Raw genomic sequence first — 20606 nt, 5'->3', positions numbered from 1 at the left:
ACTGGCGAGAGCAACGGGATCGAGGCGCGTTCAGCAGGCGGCTGTGCGCGAAAAAGGTCAGCTGGCAGCAGCAGCGAATTTCTGGCGCAGCGGCCTGGCGCGCCGGTTGGTGTTGCGGCGAATGATCTCGGCGACGAGGTCGGGTGCTTCCTCGGCCAGCATATGGCCGACCTCAAGCACATGGTGGACATGAAAATGCGCCGGCAGATCATCCGCCTGGGTAAAGGGCAACACTGCGTCGTCGGTTCCCCACGCCACCATCACCGGCATGTTCAATCCGTCGAGACGATCGTGCGGGATGACGCCTTGCCGATCGTCCATGGTCATGGCGGTGGCGATCTCGACCAGCTTCGGCACTTGGCCTGGACGTCCGCGCATTCGGCAAAGCGCGTCCATGACACGCTTCTGGGGCGGGCTGTGGGGCCCGGACATGGCGGCAAGGCAGGCGCGGATTTCGGACCGGTTCGCGGCGCCGCCATAGCGGCGCAACAACGGTCCATTGATCTCGGGGCCAAGACCGCCTGGCGCCAGAAGCGTCAGCGAGGCGACTTTTCCAGGCTCGGCCAGCGCCATCAGCATTGCCACCGCACCGCCCATCGAGTGGCCCACGAGATGAACACGCTTCAGCCTGCGTTCCGACAGATCGGCGAGCACGGCCCTGGCCGCCACCTTGGCCGGACCGGCTCCGGGAAAATCGAGCGACAGCCCATGCCCCGGCAGATCATAGGCCAGCGTGCGCGTGGCGGGCGCCAGGGAAGAAATCACCTCGCGCCAGACATCGTGGCAGCCGCCGAAACCATGCAGCAGGACGATGGCCTTCGAGCCAACACCCTGTTCGGCGACAAAAAGCGATGCGGTCATGAAGGCTGATTTTTTTGTTATTGCAGGATGCGCGACACCAACTGTGGCTGAATTGCCCCCAGTCTAGCGTGATGACCAGTAAAATCTTCGCGATTTGCGCGGTTGCGGACAGTCCCGGCGCGCCTAATCTGTGGATGTCGATTGTGTCAGCTTGCGTTGCCGAGCCCTGCGGCGCGCAGAGCCTGGACCAGCCGGTCGGTCAGGTCGGCCGGATATTTCCGCTCGACGAAGGTCGCGCGCGGATCGGCGGCAAATCTAGGGAACTGGGTGTTCAGTTCGCCCAGCAGCGTGCTGACCAGATGGTCCTGTCCGGCAGCCTTCGCACCGATCAGCCGCGCCGCAAGATAGTGCGATTTCGTTGCCGTCGTTCTCAGTGCCATGCTGGCCGCGACCGCCTTGTTCGTGTTGCCGAGCATGAATTCGCCGACGAACAGCCCGTAGTCCCACCATGTCGAGTGGCCGCTGAAGGTCTCCGCCGCATGCGCCAGGATCGGCGTTCCCTCCGCGTATCGACCGGCGAAGATCAGCCCGTAGCCGTAGGCGGCAGCCATGCCGAGATCGTAGGGATTGAGTTCATAGGCCTTGCGCATCCAGCGGATCGCTTCGTCCGTATTGCCGAGACGCGAACTGACATAGCCGTAGGAGCGATGCGCATAAGGGCTGGTCGGCCCCATCTGGACGCCGCGATGGGCAAACTCCACAGCCTTTTCAATCGTTGCATTGGGCGGGTAGGCATAATGATCGGAGACCGCCTCGAGTTGCAGAGACGCAAGCTCCGAATAGACCAGCGAGGACTTCGTTCCGCCATCGGCCAATTTTTCGAGGCAGCGATAGGCAGCTTCATGGGTTCTGGCGTTCTGGTCGAGATAATATTTGTCGTTGAGCAGCAAGCATTGCGTCAGGCCGTTTGGGGCACCGGTCTGCTCGATATAGTTGTAGATCGTGCCCGAGGCGGGAAGCGCCGAACTCAGCATGTCGGCGATCCGGTCTTCGACCACGGCCGGTGCGCTGTCGGCAGGGGTCAGATTGCGCGACAGAAGCACCCGTCCGGACGCCATACTTTGCAGTTCGATCGTGATATCGCCCGCGTTCGGCCCGGGCAGCATGGCGAATATGAAGCTGGTGGCGTCGTCAGCCGGATCGGTGGGTGTGTCGCGACCGATGAAGTCGATCGTATCGAAGCCACTCAGGCCGGCGCGGAGCGAGGCGGCGACGCGGCTGGCATCGGCGCCTTCGGCCTTGAGGTCGATATAGACGAGCGGCAGGGCGTCGGCCGTTGCCGACGGCGCGATGCTGCTGGTTGCGCCAGCGGTCTCGAGGGTCGCCGACATGTCGCCGCCACCGCTCAGCAAGGCGCTGCTGCCCTGACGAAGGATCAGCAGGCCCAGCATGGCGATGACCAGGGCGATCGCCATCCAGAAGAAGCGGAGTTGGCGCACCACCGAGGGGGTGGGCTTCGCGAGAGCCGGCGACACCGCATCCGGCATGCCCGTGCTGGCGTCGTTGGCCCGATCGGCGGACGTGGCGCCATCCAGCCTGAGTTCGGGAACAGCCTCAGCCGGCAGCCGGATCGCGTTCAATTCATAGGCGGGAACATAGCCGCCGCGCGGAATGGCTATGCGGACCGGCTCGGCAACGCCTTCATTGGCAAAATAATGCTGCAGAAGCTCGCGCAACCTGCCCGCCTGAACCCGCACCACGGCGTCGGTGGCCGGATCGAAATCGCCGTCCTTGCCGAAAACATCCATGGCGATGGAGAAGCCCTTGAGCCTGTCGGCTTCGCCGGCTTGTTCGCGTTCGACAAGGTAGCGGAGCAACTTGCGCGCGCGTTCGGATCGCCCGAACGTCTGGCTGGCAAGAAGTCGCTCCAGTGTCTCGCGCACTGCGGGGGCGGCAGGCGTGGCATGCTGCAAGTGTCGATCCTCTCGAAGTCGGCACAGGTTGAGGTGCGATCATATAGTTCCCGCACCGCCACACAAGTATTCACCCATTATGCGATCACGTACCCCACCGGATAATTCTTCGGTGGTTAATGATACGAAGGATCGGAACCGATCGCCGAATGGGGAGGGTTCCGATCTTCGTTCTGGTTGTGCGTCAACCGGCCTTTTTGACGACGATGCGGTTCGCCGCCGACATCACCGCTTCCAGCGAGGCGGCGACGATGTTGGTGTTGATGCCGGCGCCGAACAGCTTGCCATCAGGATGTTCCATCTCGACATAGGAGATGGCCGAGGCGTTCGAGCCGCGCTGCATCGAGTGCTCGGAATAATCGAGCACCGACATCTCGATGCCGAGGTGACGCGAGAGTGCATCGACGAAGCCGTCGATCGGACCGGTGCCGGTGCCGGTAATCGTCACCTCCTTGCCGTTGTCGACGATGACCGCCTCGACGACGCGCCGGCCCTTGGTCTCGGTGCTGGGATAGGTGTGGTGGTCGAGGAATTTCAGCCGCGCGCGCGGCTGGTCGATATAGGTCTCCAGAAAGCGCTCGTAGATGCGCCTGACCGGCACTTCCTTGCCCTCGGCATCGGTGATCGCCTGGATTTCCTGGCTGAACTCGATCTGCAAATTGCGTGGCAGGTTGAGGCCGTGGTCGGCCTGCAGCACATAGGCGATGCCGCCTTTGCCAGACTGCGAGTTGATACGGATGATCGCTTCGTAGCTGCGGCCGACATCGGCCGGATCGATCGGCAGATAGGGCACTTCCCACAGGCTCGTGTTGGCCTTCTTCAGCGCCTTCATGCCCTTGTTGATGGCATCCTGGTGCGAGCCGGAAAAGGCAGTGTAGACGAGCTCGCCGACATAGGGATGGCGCTCGGGGATCTTCAACTGGTTCGAATATTCGTAGACATCCTTCATCCGGTTGATGTCGGAGCAGTCGATCCCCGGATCGACGCCTTGCGTGTACATGTTGAGCGCTAGCGTGACGATGTCGACATTGCCGGTGCGCTCGCCATTGCCGAACAGCGTGCCTTCGACGCGGTCGGCGCCGGCCATCAGGCCGAGCTCGGTGGTGGCGATGCCGGTGCCGCGGTCATTGTGGGGATGCAGCGAGACCAGCAGGTTCTCGCGGTTGTCGAGGTTGCGGCACATCCATTCGATGCGGTCGGCGTAGATGTTGGGAGTCGACATCTCGACCGTCGACGGCAGGTTGATGATCAGCTTGTTGTCGGGTGTCGGCCTGACGATCTCGGTGACGGCGTTGCAGATCTCCAGCGCCACTTCGAGTTCGGTGCCGGTAAAGCTCTCCGGCGAATACTCGAAGCGGTAGCCGCCGCCGGCCTTGGCCGCCATGTCGGTGATCATCTTGGCGGCGTCGGTGGCGATGCGCTTGATGCCGCCGACGTCCTTTTCGAAGACGACGCGACGCTGCAACTCGCTGGTCGAGTTGTAGAAATGGACGATCGGGTTGGTGGCGCCCTTGAGCGCCTCGAAGGTGCGGGCGATCAGTTCCGGCCGGCACTGCACGAGCACCTGCAGCGAGACATCGGCGGGTACGTTGCCTTCCTCGATGCACCAGCGGGCGAAGTCGAAGTCGGTCTGCGAGGCCGACGGGAAGCCGATCTCGATCTCCTTGAAGCCCATGTCGAGCAGCAGGCCGAACATGCGCGCCTTGCGCTCATGGCCCATCGGATCGATCAGCGCCTGATTGCCGTCGCGCAGGTCGACCGAGCACCAGATCGGCGCCTTGTCGATGACTTTCGAGGGCCAGGTGCGGTCGGTGAGGCCTACTGTGGGGTAGGGTTGATATTTGCGCGCCGCGTCCGGCATGCCCCGGGCTGCCTCGGGCGTGCCCTTTGCCGCATCCTTGCCGGCTACCGCGGCATCGGGGCGGATTTCTTCTCGTGCGTTCATCGTCGTTTCTCCCGGCGGCTCACGGATCCACCCTCAGATGGATTGATGGCGAGCGGCGCCTTTACCAGAATTTCGTTCGCTTGATGTGACGTGCCAATTTGTGACTGGCCAAGGAGCATGCGCTTGCGCGGCGGTTCGACCGCCGGGCGCTCCTTCAGCGAACCCGGCGATCGCCGATAAGGCCGAGAAGAAGCAGGGTCGAAGCCAGTGCACGCACGGTCTCGCCGGAAAAACCGGTCGGACGGGAAGCGTTGGTGGCGCGCGTGTTCATGGCGGTTCTCATACAGGAGCGGCTTGTGGGAGGCAAGTGGGGCCGCATGGCGGGCCGAGCTTCTGTTGGAAATCATCCCTAAACTGTGCGCTCTTCCCCACGCGCTGCAAATGCGCCAGACTTGGCCTTGTCGGGTCACTATCGGCAGGGGGGTCATCCATGAATTTCGTGTTCTTCTCGCCGCACTTTCCCGTCAATGGCGCGGATTTCTGCGACCGGTTGAAGAAGGCCGGGGCCAGGGTGCTGGGTATCGGCGACGCACCCTACGAGGCGCTCGACGGCAAGCTGAAGGCGGCGCTCAGCGAATATTACCGTGTTGCCGACATGGAGGACTACGATCCGGTGTTCCGGGCTATGGGGCATTTCATCCACAAATGGGGCCGCATCGACCGTTTTGAATCGCTCAACGAACACTGGCTGGAGCTGGAAGCCAACATCCGCACCGACTTCAACATCTACGGCACCAAGCTCGATTTCGTGAAGAATTTGAAGCGCAAGAGCCGCATGCGCGCCTTCTTCCGCAAAAGCGGCGTCGACACCATCGCGCAACGCAAATGCTCCGACAGGGCCGGCGCCATGACCTTCATCCGCCGCGTCGGCTATCCGGTGGTGGTCAAGCCCGACAGCGGCTCGGGCGCCTCGAACACCTTCAAGATCTCCAACACTGGCGAGCTCGACCAGTTCTTCAGGGACAAGCCCGAGGATGTGACCTTCGTCATGGAGCAGTTCATCGAGGGGCTGGTGGTGACTTTCGACGGGCTGGTCAACCGCGATGGCGAGGTGGTGCTGGCCGCCAGCCACCGCTACGACCAGAGCGTCATGGAGGTGGTCAACAAGGACCGCCACATGAGTTACACCTGTTTTCCGCGGATCAGCCCTGCGGTCGAGGAGGCCGGCCGCAAGATCCTGAAGGCGTTCGACGTGCGCGAGCGCTTCTTCCACATCGAGCTGTTCGAGACCAAGGACGACCGCGTCATCGCGCTGGAGGTCAACATGCGTCCGCCTGGCGCCTGGATGACCGATGCGATCAACTACACCTTCGACATCGACGTCTACGCGGCGTGGGCCGACATGGTGGTCAAAGATGCCGCCGGCGGCCCCTATGAGGGCAAGTATTTTACCGCCTATGCCAGCCGCAAGCGGCGCCTCAGCTATTTGCACAGCCATGAGGACGTGCTAGCCGCCCATCGCGACAAGATCGTCCACCATCAGGCCATCGAAGAGGTTTTCAGCCGCGCCATGGGAAATTACGCCTACCAGATGCGCTCGAAGGACGAAGCGGCGCTGCGCGAAGCGGTCGCCTACATCCACGCGGAAAAGGCGTGAGGCGATGGACGTTTCCTATCACAAGACTTTCGCCCGCAATCTCGGCCGCGACATGGAATACAAGCGCTACGGCCATGCCGGCCGGCCGGTGGTGGTGTTCCCGACCTCGCAAGGGCGGTTCTACCAGTTCGAGGATTCCGGCGGGGTAGGGGCATTGGCCGAGTTCATCGACACCGGCCGCATCCAGCTGTTCACGGTCGACGGCATCGATTCGGAATCCTTCTTCGACAAGCATGCCGACGCCCCACACCGCATCGGCCGGCACGAGGCCTATTTCCGCTATGTGCGCGAGGAGGCGCTGCCGGAATTCCTGTCCACGGCCGCGCAGGCCAATGGCGGGCGCAAGCTGAAGCCGCTGTTCACAGGCTGTTCGATGGGCGGCTATCATTCGTCGAACTTCGTGTTCCGCTTTCCCGAACTCGCCAGCGGCGTCATCTCGCTGTCGGGCGTCTATTCGGCCCGTGACTTCTTCGGCAAGGCGCTTGAAGGCGACATCTTCTACAACTCACCGCTCGACTATCTGCCCGGCATCGTCGACCCTAAACTGCTTGCCCGCCTGAAGGCGCTCAGGCTGATCTTCTGCTGCGGACAGGGCGCCTGGGAGGAACGGATGCTGGTCGAGACGCGCAAGCTGGAACAGATCCTGCGCGACAGGTCCATTCCCGCCTGGGTCGACTATTGGGGCGGCGATGTCAGCCATGACTGGCCGTGGTGGCACAAGCAACTGGTCTATTTCTTCGGCCGCTGGCTGGATGAGGACCTGATGCACAGGCTGGATTAGGGCGCATTGATATTCGGGTGATGCCGGCCGGGAAACGTCGGTGGGCCGTTGCACGGCAGCACCGCTGACGGGCTTCCTGGCTGTGAAATCGCAACCTGGTTGTGATTTCAGAACGTTGGCTACCCCCTGACGCTTCTCGCCACCAGCCGCGCCACGCTCGGGCCGACCAGCAGCACGATCAGGAAGCGCGCCGATTGCAGCGCCATGACGAAGGAGATGTCGACGTTCTGCGCGGCGGCGGCAATGATGGCGATGCTGTCCATGCCGCCTGGGCTGGTCGCCAGGTAGGCGGTCAAAGGATCGATGCCCAAGAGATGGCTGATCATGAAGGCCAGGCCGCCGCAAAAGGCGATCAACGCCACGATCGAGGCGATGATCTGCGGCAAGGCGCGCGTCGCATGGCGCAGGATCGGCCGGGTGAAGTTCAGGCCGATCGACCAGCCGACCATCGCATAGCTGACCGCCAGCAGCCACTGCGGCAACTGCATCTCCACGCCAAGGCCAAGATGGATGACGGTGCCAAAGATGAAGGTGCCGAGAAAGAAGGGCGAAGGCAGCCGGCAAAGCTTTCCCGCCAGGCCGCCGACAAGCGCGATGCCGATGGTGGCAGCGAAGGCTTGCGGATTGATCAGCGGAAACCAGATGATGGGCGGGATTTCGACCCCAGACGTGTCGACCCACATCTTTGCAACGAGAGCCGCCGTCATCGAGACGAAGATGACGCGCAGATATTGCATGAAGGCGACGAGCCGCTGGTCGGCGCCGAAGGCACCGGCCATCAGCACCATGGCGGTGGCGGCACCTGGCGAGGAGCCCCAGACGGCGGTGGTGCCGGGCAGGATGCGCCAGCGGCTGATCAGCCAGCCTAGCAGGCTGGAGGCCGTGACTGTGGCCACCACGACGCCTAGAAACAGCGGCCATTCCCGATAGAAGACCGGAAAGATGTCGGCCGAGATCGAACTGGCGACGAGGCAGCCGACAATTGCCTGGGCGGCGCCGAACATAAGACGCGGCACGCGCACCGTGGCGCCATTGGTGCCGGCGACAATGGCCGCCAGCATCGGTCCGATCAGCAGGGCGGCCGGCAGGGCAGCGAGCTCCAGCGCGCCGGCAAATAGGGCGGAGACGGTCAGGATCGCCAGCCATTGCCAGGCCTTAGGCATCCGCGCCATGCGCTCGACAACGGGCTGGTCCGGGGAATCCATGTCTTGGTCTTAGACTTGAAGCGGGGCGATGCGAACCCCGCTGCGCCGAAAAAGGATGCCTCGCGTGAGCTTAGGCTTTTTTGCCGTCGGCCAGGCCAAAGCCGCCGACAGGGTGCGTTTCGACCTGGAATTCAAAGCCGGCGATGAACGGCCGCGCCTTGGCGATCGCCGCCTGGACTTCGGGAAGCTGCAGCGAGGCTTTGTGGCTTTCGGCGTCGGTCCACACTTCGGTGACCCAGATCGCATCGGCATCCGCGGGGTCGCGGGCAATGATGTAGCTCAAGCAACCCGGCAGGGCGCCGGTGCTGGTGCTGGCGCGCAGGACCTCCATGACCGCGTCGCGCTGGCCGCGCGATGCCCGCATCTTGCCGATCAGTCCATACATTCCTTTGTCTCCCTTCGAGGTTTTCGACAAGATATGCAGATCGTCAGTATGCAGATAGCCGGTCAAGGCATCAACTGGCCGCCATTCACCTCGATCACCTGGCCGGTGATGTAGCCGCTCAGAAGGTCGGAAGAGAGGAACAGGTAGGCGCCGACGCAGTCTTGCGCGGTGCCGGCGCGCCCCTGTGGAATGGTGGCGACCATGCCCTTTATCTGCTCGTCGGTCGAATACCGCTCGTGGAACGGCGTGAGAATGGTGCCGGGCGCCACCGCGTTGACGCGGACGCCGAAGCCGATCAGTTCCTTGGCCATGCCGCGCGTCACGTTGGAGACGAAGGCCTTGGCCGAACCGTAGAGGCCGGCGCCCCCGCCGGCGCCGTTGCGCGCGGCGATCGACGAGGTGTTGACAATGAAGCCGCCCTGTTTCTTCAGCCACGGGATCGCCTTGCGCGAGGCGGTCAGCACGGAACGCGCATTGAGGTCCATCACCGCGTCGTAATGCGCTTCGGTCTGCTCGGCATAGGGCACGCGGCCGAGCATGCCGCCGGCATTGTTGACCAGCCCGTCGAGGCGGCCGAAATGCTGCGCGCTGTCCTCGACGACGCGTTCGACATCGGCGGGAACCGAGAAATCGCCCTGGACGAGGAACACCTCGCCGCCCTTGTCGGCAATGGTCTTGGCCATAGCCTCGGCGGCGTCGCGGCTCGAATTGTAGTGCAGTGCTACGCGGCATTTCTGTGCGGCGTAGGCCGACGCCAGGGCCGCGCCTATGCCGGTCGATGCGCCGGTAACCAGTACCGCCTTGCCGGCGAGATCGGGAATGCTGAGTGTGGTGGTGGCTGGCACGCGTGTCCTCCGGGGTTTCTGCCGGTCCTTCGTAGGCCTTTGGTGCCCAGATGTTCAAGCCTCACGGGCGCAGATAGACGTAGCCCTGCCCCTGCAATTCCGCGAGTTTGACGACGCCGCCCTTGTCGGCGGCGTGGAAACCGTCGAGCAGGTCGGTCAATGAAATATCCATGCCTTGCATGGTGTTGGCGCAGGCATGCGGATTGAGCCCCTGCTGCACCAGGCCGGCGAAGCGGCCGGAAATCGCGGCCGATATGCCTTTGGACTTGAAGGCGGCAAGGGCCGGACCGTGCACGACCAGCACGATGTCGACATTGCCGCCGGTGCCGTCATAGTGGTTCTTGATGTTGCCGAGAACGAAATTGACCTTGTCGAGATCGCTGAGATGATAGGCGACCTTCTGCCTGGCGGGCTCCGTGGCGGCTGCCCGCTCCACCCGCAGGCCAAGAAACGTTCCGGTCCCGGCAAGAACCGCGCGGAACATATCGCGCCGGCGCATCGCATTCTCCTCCGTTTGACGGCGCACCGCAAAATGCATGGCTGCGGCCGCAATACTAGCATAAATTGACATTACGTCCTGTCGATGCGGAGGAGGGGTCACATGACGCTTTGTAGGGTATTGGCGGGTGGCGCTTGGGGTTTCGCGCTGCTCGGCCTGCTGGCCGGCTCGGCCTTGGCCGATGATGTGCAGAAGCTCACCGAACTCAGCCCCAACGGTGCCGACGCCTGTTTCGGCCGCGTCTATGACGCAGCACACCTCAAGGCGCATCCGAAGCAGAAGGTGGCGCGAATCTTCTTCTACTATGGCCATGATCCGGTCAGCCGGCCGAACGAGGAGCCGGCCGCGAATTCTGACTCATCGTACAATGCCTTCGTTGCCACCACCGTGCGCGGCGCCAAGGCGCCTGAATGGGCCGGCGGCTGGTGCAATCACGAGTCCGAGGACGGCAAATCGGGCCCGATCCATTGCGGCATGGACTGCGACCGGACGCTCGCATCGCTGAAAGTCGATAACAAAGGAAGCCTGATCCTCACCGACGTGCAACCCGATCTTTATCTGGATGCCGGGTCGGAAGAGGAACTGGGTGCAGCGGAATACGACAGGCAGGCGCTGGGCAAGGAGGATGACAATTTCCGCCTCGACCCGATGCCGGCCGCGACCTGCAAGGCGGAATTCGCGCGCATCGATCCGATCGACCCGGCGCTCGGGGCCCCGCTGCGCGAACGGCTGAAGCCGGACCAGGCCTTCTGCTATGGGCGCGACTATGACGCGTCGCACCTGGCCTCGCACCCCGATCAGCTGACGCAGTCGATCCGGGTTTTCCGCGGCTCGGTGGAGCTGGCATCTTTTGCTTCAGGGGGCGACGCAGCCAACTGGCCCGATGGCGCCGACATTGCCGTCACCGTCACTACGCGGCAGAAATCGGCCAAGGTCACGCAGACCTATTCCTGCCAGGGCGAGGCCGACCAGTGGCGCTGCGCGGCAAGTTCGAAGATGAGCGATTTTTCCTGCGACATCGCGCAGAAGGAGATTTTCCTCAAGCGCGGCGTCAACGGCACGATGATGCTGGCCAATCCCAACAGCAGCGTGGCGATCGTCGATCTGTGTTCGAAGGCCGCCGACGGCAAGACCAAATCCGACGACAAGGTCTACCGGCTGCAGCCGATGCCGCAATCGGCCTGCGCGCCTTGAGCTGACCTCAGGCGAACGGCACGGCAGTCGTGCCTTTCGGCAACTTGGCTTCGTCGTCGGGCTCGACATGGATGGTGACGCGCACCGAGGGGATTTCGGCCTTCAACGCGTCCTCGATACGGTCGCAGATGACATGGCTGGCGCCGACCGACATGTCGGCGTCGACGACCAGATGGAACTCGATGAAGGTGGCGCGGCCGGCGATGCGCGTCTTCAGGTCATGCACTTCCAGCGCGCCCTTGCAGTTGGCCGAGATGACGTCGCGGATGCGCATGTGCGCCTGCGTGTCGACGGCACGGTCCATCAGGCCGTTCATCGACGAGCCGATGACGTGCCAGCCCTGCCACAGGATGTTCAGCGCGACGATGACGGCCAGTGCCGGGTCGAGGATGTGCCAGCCGGTGAGGATTGCCCCGACCAGGCCGCCGAAGACGCCGATCGAGGTCACCACATCGGTCATGATGTGATTGCCGTCGGCGACCAGCGCCGGCGATTTCTCGGCCCTGCCGGCGCGGATCAGCGTCCAGGCCCAGAAGGCATTGATCACCGTCGCGATGCCGTTGACCGCCAGCCCGTTCCAGGGCTTTTCGATGGGCGCTGGCACCTGCCAGGCTCGCCAGACCTCGTTGAGGATCAAAAGCGCGGCGAGAACGATCAGCACGCCTTCGAGCACAGCCGAGAAATACTCGGCCTTGTGGTGGCCGAAGGGATGGTCTTGGTCGGCAGGCTTGTAGCTGACCTGGATCGCCCAGAAGGCGGCCATCGAGGCGATGACGTTGACGATCGATTCCAGCGCGTCCGAGTAGAGCGCCACCGAGCCGGTGATGTACCAGGCGACGAGCTTCAGACCGAGCACGACTGCGGCAATGATGATCGACCAGAACGCAAGGTTGGCGACCTTGCGCTTCGCCGCGGCTTTGGCCGCGATCGCCATCGTGTTCTCGGTTTCGGCCATGGTCGTCAGGCGGCCTTTTCCTTGGCCTTGCGCGGCAGGTGGGCAACGATGTTCTCGATGATCCGCATGCCGGCATTGTGGCCGAGCGTCATGATCGATTCCGGGTGGAACTGCACCGCGGCGATTGGTTCCTTGCGATGTTCGAAGGCCATGATGACGCCGTCCTCGGTCTCGGCCGTGACGATGAAGTCATCGGGCAGGCGCACCGGATCGGCGAAGATCGAGTGATAGCGGCCGACGGTGACTTCCTTGGGCAGGCCGGAGAAGATGATGCCCGGCTTCGAGACGCGGATGCGCGACGGCTTGCCGTGCATCGGGACATGCAGTTGCCTGAGCTCGCCGCCATAGGCTTCGGCCAGTGCCTGCAGGCCAAGGCAGACGCCGAAAATCGGCAATTCGCGGGCGCGCGCCTTCTTGATGGTGGCGGCGCAGTCGAAATCCTTCGGCGTGCCGGGGCCGGGCGACAGCACGACGAGGTCGGGCTTCAGCCGGTCGAAGACTTCCTCCGGCACCGGCGTGCGTACGGTCGAGACGTTGGCGCCGGTCTGGCGGAAATAATTGGCCAGCGTGTGGACGAAGCTGTCCTCGTGGTCGACGAGCAGGATGTTGACGCCGTCGCCGACGCGGGCGGTGGTGCGTTCGGTGCTGGCGGAGTTGCCTGTCTTGGCGTCGCGGATGGCGGAGAGCATGGCGGATGCCTTCAGTTCGGTTTCGGCTTCTTCTTCCTCGGGAATGCTGTCGAAGAGCAATGTGGCACCGGCGCGGACCTCGGCAATGCCGTCCTTGATGCGGATGGTACGCAGGGTGAGGCCGGTGTTCATGTCGCCGTTGAAATTGACCATGCCGATCGCGCCGCCATACCAGGCGCGCGGGCTCTTCTCGTTCTGCTCGATGAAGCGCATGGCCCACAGTTTCGGCGCGCCGGTGACGGTGACCGCCCAGGCATGCGACAGGAAGGCGTCGAAGGCATCCATGCCTTCGCGCAGCCGTCCCTCGATGTGATCCACGGTGTGGATAAGGCGCGAATACATCTCGATCTGGCGGCGGCCGATGACGCGCACCGAGCCCGGCTCGCAGACCCGTGACTTGTCGTTGCGGTCGACGTCCGAGCACATGGTGAGTTCGGATTCGTCCTTCTTGGAGTTGAGCAGCTTCAGGATCTGCTCTGAGTCGGAAATGGCGTCGTCGCCGCGCTTGATGGTGCCCGAGATCGGGCAGGTCTCGACACGGCGGCCGTTGACACGCACGAACATTTCCGGGGAGGCGCCGATCAGATATTCGCCTTCGCCCAGATTGATGAAGAAGGAATAGGGCGAGGGGTTGATCGACTTCAGCTTGCGCGAAATCTCGGACGGCTGCGTCTCGCAGCGCTCGTAGAACATCTGGCCGGGCACGACCTCGAACAGATCGCCGCGCTTGAACGAATCCATGGCCTTGCGAACCAGATTGGCGTATTCGCCCGGTTCATGGTCACCGCGCGGCGGGATGCGGTCGGCGGTCTTGAACGGCTCGGCGATTTCATCGCGCGGCAGGCCTTCCGTCGAAAACCCATCGCCCGAATAGTCGTAGCGGTCAGTCCAGGCCTTGGCCGAGTAATGGTCGACGACCAGGATCTCGTCGGGCAGGAACAGGACGAGGTCGCGCTGGCTCTGCTTGCGCTCGAGCTTGTAGTCGACCGGGTCGAACTGGAAGGCGAGGTCGTAGCCGAAGGCGCCGTAGAGGCCGAGATTGGCGTCTTCCTCGGTCTTGAACAGAGCGGTGATGGCGCGCAGCACGGTGAACACCGAGGGGACGCGGCTGCGCTCCTCCTCGGTGAAGACACGGCCGGGTTTGGCGACGTCGAGGCGGATCAGTTTCTTCGAGTTCTCGGCGATGGCGACATCGGTCAGGCTGCCAAGCGTCTTGCCGATGACCGGCAACAGCGCCTCGCCACGACCGTTCAGCGCCTCGATGCGGACAGTGCGGCCACGCGCCGAAATGACAAGCGGCGGATCGATGATGGCGGTGTCCCAGCGCGTGTAGCGGCCGGGATATTCGTAATTCGAGGAAAACACCGCGCCGCGGCGAGCGTTCAGCCCGTCGACGTAGGCGTCGATGGCGCCCGCATAGGGCTGGTCGTGGCGCTCGCGGGTGATGGTGATGCCACCCGCGGTCACGAAACTTTCCGCCCCGTTTTCCAGAACCTTCATCGTCATTGCCGTCTCCATCAGCTTCTTGGGGCAACGGACCCGGGAATGGCTTGAAAAAACAAATGGCCGCCCGGACATTCCGTTGCGGCCACCCTCTATTTTCACGCGCACGCGTTCGAACAGGCCGCTGTCAGCAGGCCCACCACCAAATGGTCTTGGTCGAACGCATGTTCATGGCGAAATCCATAGCTGCGAAAAACCGGATGCGCAACAGGTTTGAAAATTCTGCTCGGTGGCCGCCGCTTCTGCGGCTCATGGCACATCGCCAGAGCCGGCGGTCCTGCTTAGGCTGGATGTCCAACCGCAGAAACATGGGAAAACAGCAATGACCGAGCAGATTGAGCGTGCGCGCGCATTCCATTCCCTCCACGCCAGGGGAAACCCGATCGTCCTCTACAATGCCTGGGACCCGGGCTCGGCCAAGATTGTCGAGAAAGCAGGGGCCAAGGCGATCGCCACGGGAAGCTGGCCGGTGGCGGCCGCGTTCGGGTATGCCGATGGCGAGAAGATCCCGCTGGAGCTGGCGCTCGACAACATCAGGCGCATCGTAGGGGCGGTCGACCTGCCGGTGACCATGGATCTCGAGGGCGGCTACGGCATTGAACCGGAAACCGTCGCCCGCACCGTGACGCGTGCCGTGCAGGCCGGCGCCATCGGCTTCAATTTCGAGGACCAGATCGTCGGCGGCACCGGCCTGCACGACATCGCGCTACAGGTGAAGCGGATCGAAGCCGCCGCCGCTGCGGTCAAGGCCTCGGGTATCCCGGCATTCCTCAACGCCCGAACCGACATCTTCCTCAAGGCCAAACCGGATACGCACGACAAGGCGCTGCTCGACCAGGCGATCGAACGAGCACACGCCTATGAAAGGGCCGGAGCGAACGGCTTCTTTGCGCCGGGCCTTGGCGATGAGAGCCTGATCGAGGCGCTCTGCAAGGCAATCGCGTTGCCGGTCAACATCATTGCGCTGGCGCATGTGCCGCCGCGCCAGCGGCTGGCGGAACTCGGCGTCGCCCGCATCAGCCACGGGCCGGTGCCTTACCGGCAGATGGCCGAATGGCTGGAGGCGAAGGCGCGGCTGGCTATTTCGGGCTAATTCAGTCCTCCAGTGTCCCCGACCTGGCGTCGGCGCTCTTGCTGTCGCCGACCAGCTTCAACAAGTCTTCGCCGGCACGGATGATGCGGCGCGAGCGGCGGGTGAGGATGATGCCATCCTGCGGTGCCAAAACTTCGGTGCGGCCATCGGTTTCACCCGGTGCATGGACGATGGTGGCGAGGCGAGCGCCCTTGGCGACGCGGTCGCCGGGCTTCACGTCATAAAGCACGGCGCCCGCCCGGGGCGCGGGCATCATCTCGATATTTTCCAGCGGTGCGACGACACCGGTGAAAGGACCGGGTGCGGGCAGGGCGGTGTCGGAGATCACGCCGCGCGCCACCAGCAGCCGGTAGAGACCTTCGGCGTCGGCGGCGGCCAACGTGCCGTCGACGTCGAGGATGCCGCGATATTCGACCGTGGTGGCGACGCGACGGTCGAGTTTGGCCATGTCATCGGGAACGTTCTGGTAGGGCATGATCGAGGCGCCCTCGAACGTACCGTCTGTGTCTTCGCTCCACAGCATCACCGCATCGACGCCCATGGCGGCGGCACAGTCGGCCATCGCCGGCCACAGGCTGGTATGGACATAGAGATAGGCGAGGCCCTCGTCGTCGCAATGGAGGTCGAGCACGATGTCGTGGCCAAGCGAAAGCTGCACCAGCCGGGTCTTCAATCGCTGGTCGACGGAGCCAAGCGTGGTGTTGGGCAAGAGTGCTGCGTTGGGCGCGGCAAGCAACGGAAAGCCGCGATTGAAGTTGGTGCGGGTGCCGAGATGGAAGCGGCCTTGATGCTCGCCGAAATGATATTGGGCGCGGCCGATCGGGTTGGCCCAGGGCACGACGGTGATGTTGCCCTTGATGCGGCCTTCGGCCTCGGCCTTGGCCAGCATCGGCATCAGCGCGTCGATGGCGACGACGCCCGGCAACTCGCCGGCGTGGAGTGCCGCCTGCAGATAGGCTGACGGAGCGGCCTTGCCGGTTCCAGCAAACCGGAACAGCGGAAATTCGTAGGTAACACCTTCGCTTTCGCCGGCGATGCGCTCGATCGATTTCTGCATGACTTTCCTCCATCAAGAGCGACAAGACATGCCCATTTGAAGGCGCCGATGTCGATTGGTCCAGCTTGCCGCGCTATGGGCGCAAGCGGTTATTCCGCGGCAGCCTGAAGCGGGACGGCAGGCGCACGCCTGTCCAGTGTCTGCGACAGCACCGCGACGATGACCGCCAGCAGCGCCAATGCCGCGCCGACCAGCGGCAGATTGGCATAGGAAACACCTGCGGAAAGGGCCACGCCGCCGATCCAGGCGCCGCTGGCATTGCCGACATTGAAGGCGCCCTGGTTCAGCGTGGCGGCAAGGTTCGGCCCTTCGGAGGCCGCCTCGACGACGCGGATCTGCAGCGGCGGCACGACGACGAAGATGAGCAGGCCCCACAGGAAAACGATGCCGATGGCAACGCCGGCTATGGCGCCGAACTGCATGAAGCCGACAAACAGCAACGCCAGCAACAGCAGCGTGCCGATGACCGTCGGCATCAATTTCCAGTCGGCGAGCCGGCCGCCGATGATGTTGCCGATGGTCATGCCGGCGCCGAACAGCAGCAGCACCCAGGTGACGGCGGAAGTGGATAGGCCTGACACGTCGGTCAGAAAGGGTTTTATGTAGGTGAAGACGGCAAACAGGCTGGCCGAGGCAAGGGCGGCGATCAGCATCGCCAGCCAGACCTGCAGCTTGCCCAGCACGCGTAGCTCGCCGCGCAGGCCGCCACCGCTCGGTTCAGCGACGTCGGATGGCACCAGCCAGGCGATGCAAGCGACCGAGATCAGGCCGATGCCGACCACGGCGAGGAAGGTGGCGCGCCAGCCGAAGGCTTCGCCCAGGGCGGTGCCGGCGGGAACGCCAAGGATGTTGGCCAGCGTCAGCCCGGCGAACATCAGCGCGATGGCGCTGGCGCGCTTGTTGCGCGGCACAAGGCTCGCAGCAACGACCGAACCGATACCGAAGAAGGCGCCGTGGCCGAAGGCGGTGAAGACGCGCGCGGCCATCAGCATCCAGTAGTTGGGCGCGATGGCGCAGAACAGATTGCCGACGACGAACAGCGCGGCGAGGCCAACCAGCACCGGCTTGCGCGGCAAATGCGCGGTGGCCATCGCCACGATTGGCGCGCCGAAGACGACGCCCAGCGCATAGCCGGTGACCAGCAGGCCAGCCGAAGGGATGGACACGCCGAGGTCGGCGGCGACCTCCGGCAGCAGGCCCATGATGACGAATTCGGTGGTGCCGATGCAGAAGGACGCAATGGCAAGCGCAAGGATCGGCAACGGCATGGGGCGTCCAGACTGAATCGGTTCAAATTCAGATTGAACGCGTAGCCCTGTTCCGCGCAATATGCATTGCTGCAACGCAGCAATGCATAAAGTCCAGAGCTGAGCGTGAGCGTGAGTGTCTCACACCAGCGGCTTCAGCTCCTGGGCGATGGTGGGCAGCAGTTCCGAGACATTCGGGTGGATGTGCACCGCGCGCGCCAGCGTGTCGACGGGCGCCTTGGCGTACATCAGGTCGAGCACGCAATGCACCGCCTCGTCGCCGCCGGGACCAAGCACCGAACAGCCGAGGATCTCCCTGGTGTCGGCATCGACGAGGATCTTCATGAAGCCCTGCGTCTCGCCCTTTTCGACAGCGCGTCCGACGCGGGTCATCGGCCGCTGGCCGACCAGCGCCCGGCGACCGGATTTCTTCACCGCGGCCTCGGTCATGCCGCAGCGGCCGAGCGGCGGGTCGATGTAGAGCGCATAGGCCTCGATGCGGTCGCTGACTTTGCGCGGATCATTGTCGAGCAGGTTGGCGGCGACGATCTCGTAGTCGTTGTAGGACGTGTGAGTGAAGGCGCCCTTGCCGTTGCAATCGCCCATCGCCCAGATGCCGGGCACGCTGGTGCGCAGCTGGTCGTCGACGGTGACGAAGCCGCGCTTGTCCACCTCGACGCCTGCTCTGTCGAGGCCGAGATCGTCGGTGTTGGGCACGCGTCCCAGAGCCAGCAGCACATGCGAGCCGACCGCCGGCGGTTTGCCGGCGGAGAAGGTCACGGCAGTGTCGTTGCCTTGTTTGGCGAAGGCGATGTCGTCGGCACCGAGATGGACCGTAATGCCTTCGTTTTCGAGGATGGAAAGGATGGCGTCGGAAACATCCTCGTCCTCGCGGCCGGTCAGCCTGGGAGACTTCTCGATCACCGTGACGTCGCTGCCGAAGCGTCGGAACATCTGTGCGAATTCGAGCGAGATGTAGCTGCCGCCGACGACGACGAGATGGCGCGGCAGCACGTCGAGATCCATCATCGAGGAGTTGGTCAGATAGTCGATATCGTGGATGCCGGGCAGGTCGGGCACCGAGGCGCGGCCACCGGTGTTGAGGAAGATTTTTTCGGCGGTCAAAAGGTCGTCCCCGACGCGCACGGTGTTGGCGGATTCGAAACGCGCATGGCCGCGATAGAGCGTGCATTTGTCCATGCCGGCGATCCAGGTTTCGAGCCCGATGCGGGCGTCGTTCGACACCTTGTCCTTGCGCGTCTTGATCGCCTTGTAATCGACGCCGACGGGGCCGCTGAGCGTGACGCCGTAATCGGCGGCCCGCCGCGCCAGATGCGCGGCATAGGCGCTGGCGACCATGGTCTTGGTCGGCATGCAGCCGGTGTTGACGCAGGTGCCGCCGACCAGCTTGCGCTCGATCAGCGCCACGCTCATGCCGGCGGCATTCAGCCGGCTGGCCAGCGACGGGCCGGCCTGTCCGGCGCCGATGATAATGGCGTCGAAGGTCTTTGCCGTCATGCCACCGCCGCCACGATCAGCAGGCCGCCGATGATCGCCACCGCGTCCTCGACGAAGGCGGCGGGCGGGTCCTTGCCGAAGGCGGCTGCCAGCCGGCCGCGCACTTCGGCGCCGCCCAGCGTGCCGATGACGGCGCCGATGGCGCCGGCGATCAGGCCGCCGATGGTGGAACCGCCGGTGGCGCCGATGACAGCGCCGGTAAAGGCGCCCATGACGATGCGGGCGCCGAATTGCTGCGGCACTTTACGGCTCGGCGTCGATGGGAGCTGGTCAGTCACCAGTTCGACGATGGCCAGGATGGTGAAGATGCCGACAGCCGCCCAGTGGCTCATGAAGCTGGCCCAGGTGGCGGCGACCGGCAGCCAGCCGAGATAAGCCCCCCAGGCGACGGCGGCCGGCGCGGTCATCGCGCGAAGGCCGGCAATGACGCCGATCAGAAGTGCGAGAATATACAGCATGATTGATCCCCTCATGGCCGGGCCAGGACAGCCCAGCAAGAGCAGGCTAGCATAGGCTTGGCCTTTGACCAGACATGACTTCGAAAAATCGGAATGGATTTTGCGCCCGGAATTGGCAGAAGCTGGGACTTTTCCGTCCGCGGCATTTGTGCTTTGGCGGGGATGCCAAAGGGAGGACACCGTCATGGCTGGAAGCGAGCGCGCCAAGATGGCGGCCGGCGAATGGTACACCTGCCTGGATGACGAACTGGAGGCCTTGCGCGTCATGGCGCGCGACGCGGTGTTCGAGCACAATTGCCTGCCACCCCGGCAGCGCGGAAACCTCGGGCCGGGCTTGAAGGCATTGCTCGGCGGCGTGGGCGAAGGCGCCCGCATCGAGGCGCCGTTCCACTGCGCCTACGGCTTCAACATCTTTCTCGGCGATGCCGCCTTTCTCAACGCTGGCTGCACCATTCTCGACACGGCAAGCGTGCGCATCGGCAGAGGAACGCTGCTCGGCCCCAATGTGCAGATCTATTGCGCCGAGCACCACAAGGAGACCGCCGGACGGCAAGCGGGGCTGGAAATCGCGAGGCCTGTCGAGATCGGCGCCAATGCATGGATCGGCGGCAGCGCGATCATCCTTGGCGGAGTCAGCATCGGCGAGGGCGCCATCGTCGGCGCCGGCACGGTGGTGACGCGCGACGTCGCCGCGAACACCACGGTTGTCGGCAATCCGGCGCGGGCGGTCAAGCGCGGCTGACGCTAGAGCGGTTCACCGTTTCATGGAAACGCCGAACCGCTCTATCTCTTTGTTTTGACGCAATTCCGGACGGAAAACCGTTTCACACTTTTCCTGGAATGATGCCGAAATGTGTGAAG

The 20606-nt window shown here is 63.8% G+C and carries 18 protein-coding genes; 5 read left to right on the top strand and 13 right to left on the bottom strand.

All coding sequences use genetic code 11. The annotated features are described in order from the left end of the window. Positions 1 to 57 precede the first annotated feature (57 nt). From AC1DYW_RS27300 to leuA, 3 genes are all read right to left on the bottom strand, one after another. Complete coding sequence (locus AC1DYW_RS27300) at positions 58 to 861, bottom strand: alpha/beta fold hydrolase (protein WP_457154252.1); 804 nt, start codon at positions 859 to 861, stop codon at positions 58 to 60. 146 nt (positions 862 to 1007) lie between these two features. Then, on the bottom strand, positions 1008 to 2774 hold the full coding sequence (locus AC1DYW_RS27295; RefSeq protein WP_477228260.1) for a tetratricopeptide repeat protein: 1767 nt from the start codon (positions 2772 to 2774) through the stop codon (positions 1008 to 1010). A gap of 184 nt (positions 2775 to 2958) precedes the next feature. Further along, entirely contained in the window at positions 2959 to 4719 is a 1761-nt protein-coding gene (gene leuA, locus AC1DYW_RS27290) for a 2-isopropylmalate synthase (protein ID WP_477228259.1), read from the bottom strand. A gap of 430 nt (positions 4720 to 5149) precedes the next feature. Between leuA and AC1DYW_RS27285 the strand changes: the two genes are divergently transcribed. Continuing rightward, positions 5150 to 6316: an ATP-grasp domain-containing protein gene (locus tag AC1DYW_RS27285; RefSeq protein ID WP_477228258.1), complete on the top strand. Its 1167-nt coding sequence runs from the start codon at positions 5150 to 5152 to the stop codon at positions 6314 to 6316. 4 nt (positions 6317 to 6320) lie between these two features. Then, positions 6321 to 7097: an esterase family protein gene (locus AC1DYW_RS27280; RefSeq protein ID WP_477228257.1), complete on the top strand. Its 777-nt coding sequence runs from the start codon at positions 6321 to 6323 to the stop codon at positions 7095 to 7097. 119 nt (positions 7098 to 7216) lie between these two features. Here the strand turns inward: AC1DYW_RS27280 and AC1DYW_RS27275 are convergent, their stop codons facing one another. The 4 genes from AC1DYW_RS27275 to AC1DYW_RS27260 all read right to left on the bottom strand — a co-directional run bounded on the left by AC1DYW_RS27275 (position 7217) and on the right by AC1DYW_RS27260 (position 10031). Continuing rightward, positions 7217 to 8302, bottom strand: a complete 1086-nt coding sequence (locus tag AC1DYW_RS27275; RefSeq protein ID WP_477228256.1) for an AbrB family transcriptional regulator — start codon at positions 8300 to 8302, stop codon at positions 7217 to 7219. A 70-nt stretch (positions 8303 to 8372) separates the two neighbouring features. Then, a complete protein-coding gene (locus tag AC1DYW_RS27270; RefSeq protein ID WP_184874721.1) occupies positions 8373 to 8687 on the bottom strand; it encodes a putative quinol monooxygenase in 315 nt (104 codons plus the stop codon). Between the two features lie 62 nt (positions 8688 to 8749). Then, the gene (locus AC1DYW_RS27265) at positions 8750 to 9532 is read right to left on the bottom strand and encodes an SDR family NAD(P)-dependent oxidoreductase (protein ID WP_477228255.1); all 783 of its coding nucleotides are present in this window, start codon (positions 9530 to 9532) and stop codon (positions 8750 to 8752) included. A gap of 61 nt (positions 9533 to 9593) precedes the next feature. Next, the gene (locus AC1DYW_RS27260; protein WP_477228254.1) at positions 9594 to 10031 is read right to left on the bottom strand and encodes a DsrE family protein; all 438 of its coding nucleotides are present in this window, start codon (positions 10029 to 10031) and stop codon (positions 9594 to 9596) included. Positions 10032 to 10133: 102 nt separating this feature from the next. On the opposite strand from AC1DYW_RS27260, the gene AC1DYW_RS27255 reads away from it, so the two are divergent. Next, the gene (locus tag AC1DYW_RS27255; RefSeq protein WP_477228253.1) at positions 10134 to 11225 is read left to right on the top strand and encodes a hypothetical protein; all 1092 of its coding nucleotides are present in this window, start codon (positions 10134 to 10136) and stop codon (positions 11223 to 11225) included. 7 nt (positions 11226 to 11232) lie between these two features. Here AC1DYW_RS27255 and AC1DYW_RS27250 read toward each other — a convergent pair whose 3' ends face one another. Continuing rightward, positions 11233 to 12180: a cation diffusion facilitator family transporter gene (locus tag AC1DYW_RS27250; protein ID WP_095090802.1), complete on the bottom strand. Its 948-nt coding sequence runs from the start codon at positions 12178 to 12180 to the stop codon at positions 11233 to 11235. A 5-nt stretch (positions 12181 to 12185) separates the two neighbouring features. Beyond that, a complete protein-coding gene (locus tag AC1DYW_RS27245) occupies positions 12186 to 14375 on the bottom strand; it encodes an anthranilate synthase (protein WP_477228252.1) in 2190 nt (729 codons plus the stop codon). 319 nt (positions 14376 to 14694) lie between these two features. Here AC1DYW_RS27245 and AC1DYW_RS27240 point away from each other — a divergent pair, with 319 nt between their 5' ends. Continuing rightward, positions 14695 to 15465: an isocitrate lyase/PEP mutase family protein gene (locus AC1DYW_RS27240; protein WP_477228251.1), complete on the top strand. Its 771-nt coding sequence runs from the start codon at positions 14695 to 14697 to the stop codon at positions 15463 to 15465. A gap of 1 nt (position 15466) precedes the next feature. On the opposite strand, the gene AC1DYW_RS27235 is transcribed toward AC1DYW_RS27240, so the two are convergent. From AC1DYW_RS27235 to AC1DYW_RS27220, 4 genes are all read right to left on the bottom strand, one after another. Then, positions 15467 to 16522 carry a peptidase M14 gene (locus AC1DYW_RS27235; RefSeq protein WP_477228250.1) on the bottom strand — a complete coding sequence of 352 codons (1056 nt, stop codon included), beginning with the start codon at positions 16520 to 16522 and terminating at the stop codon, positions 15467 to 15469. Positions 16523 to 16611: 89 nt separating this feature from the next. Next, complete coding sequence (locus AC1DYW_RS27230; protein WP_477228249.1) at positions 16612 to 17790, bottom strand: MFS transporter; 1179 nt, start codon at positions 17788 to 17790, stop codon at positions 16612 to 16614. Positions 17791 to 17910: 120 nt separating this feature from the next. Further along, complete coding sequence (locus AC1DYW_RS27225) at positions 17911 to 19287, bottom strand: FAD-containing oxidoreductase (RefSeq protein ID WP_477228248.1); 1377 nt, start codon at positions 19285 to 19287, stop codon at positions 17911 to 17913. Then, entirely contained in the window at positions 19284 to 19745 is a 462-nt protein-coding gene (locus tag AC1DYW_RS27220; RefSeq protein ID WP_477228247.1) for a DUF4126 domain-containing protein, read from the bottom strand. The genes AC1DYW_RS27225 and AC1DYW_RS27220 overlap by 4 nt, the downstream gene beginning before the upstream one ends. 184 nt (positions 19746 to 19929) lie before the next feature. On the opposite strand from AC1DYW_RS27220, the gene AC1DYW_RS27215 reads away from it, so the two are divergent. Continuing rightward, positions 19930 to 20487, top strand: a complete 558-nt coding sequence (locus tag AC1DYW_RS27215) for a sugar O-acetyltransferase (RefSeq protein ID WP_477228246.1) — start codon at positions 19930 to 19932, stop codon at positions 20485 to 20487. Positions 20488 to 20606 lie beyond the last annotated feature (119 nt).

Source organism: Mesorhizobium sp. P2_D5, assembly GCF_056404355.1.
The sequence above is the reverse complement of the archived record's forward strand: the minus strand, read 5'-3'. Positions and strand labels throughout refer to the sequence as shown.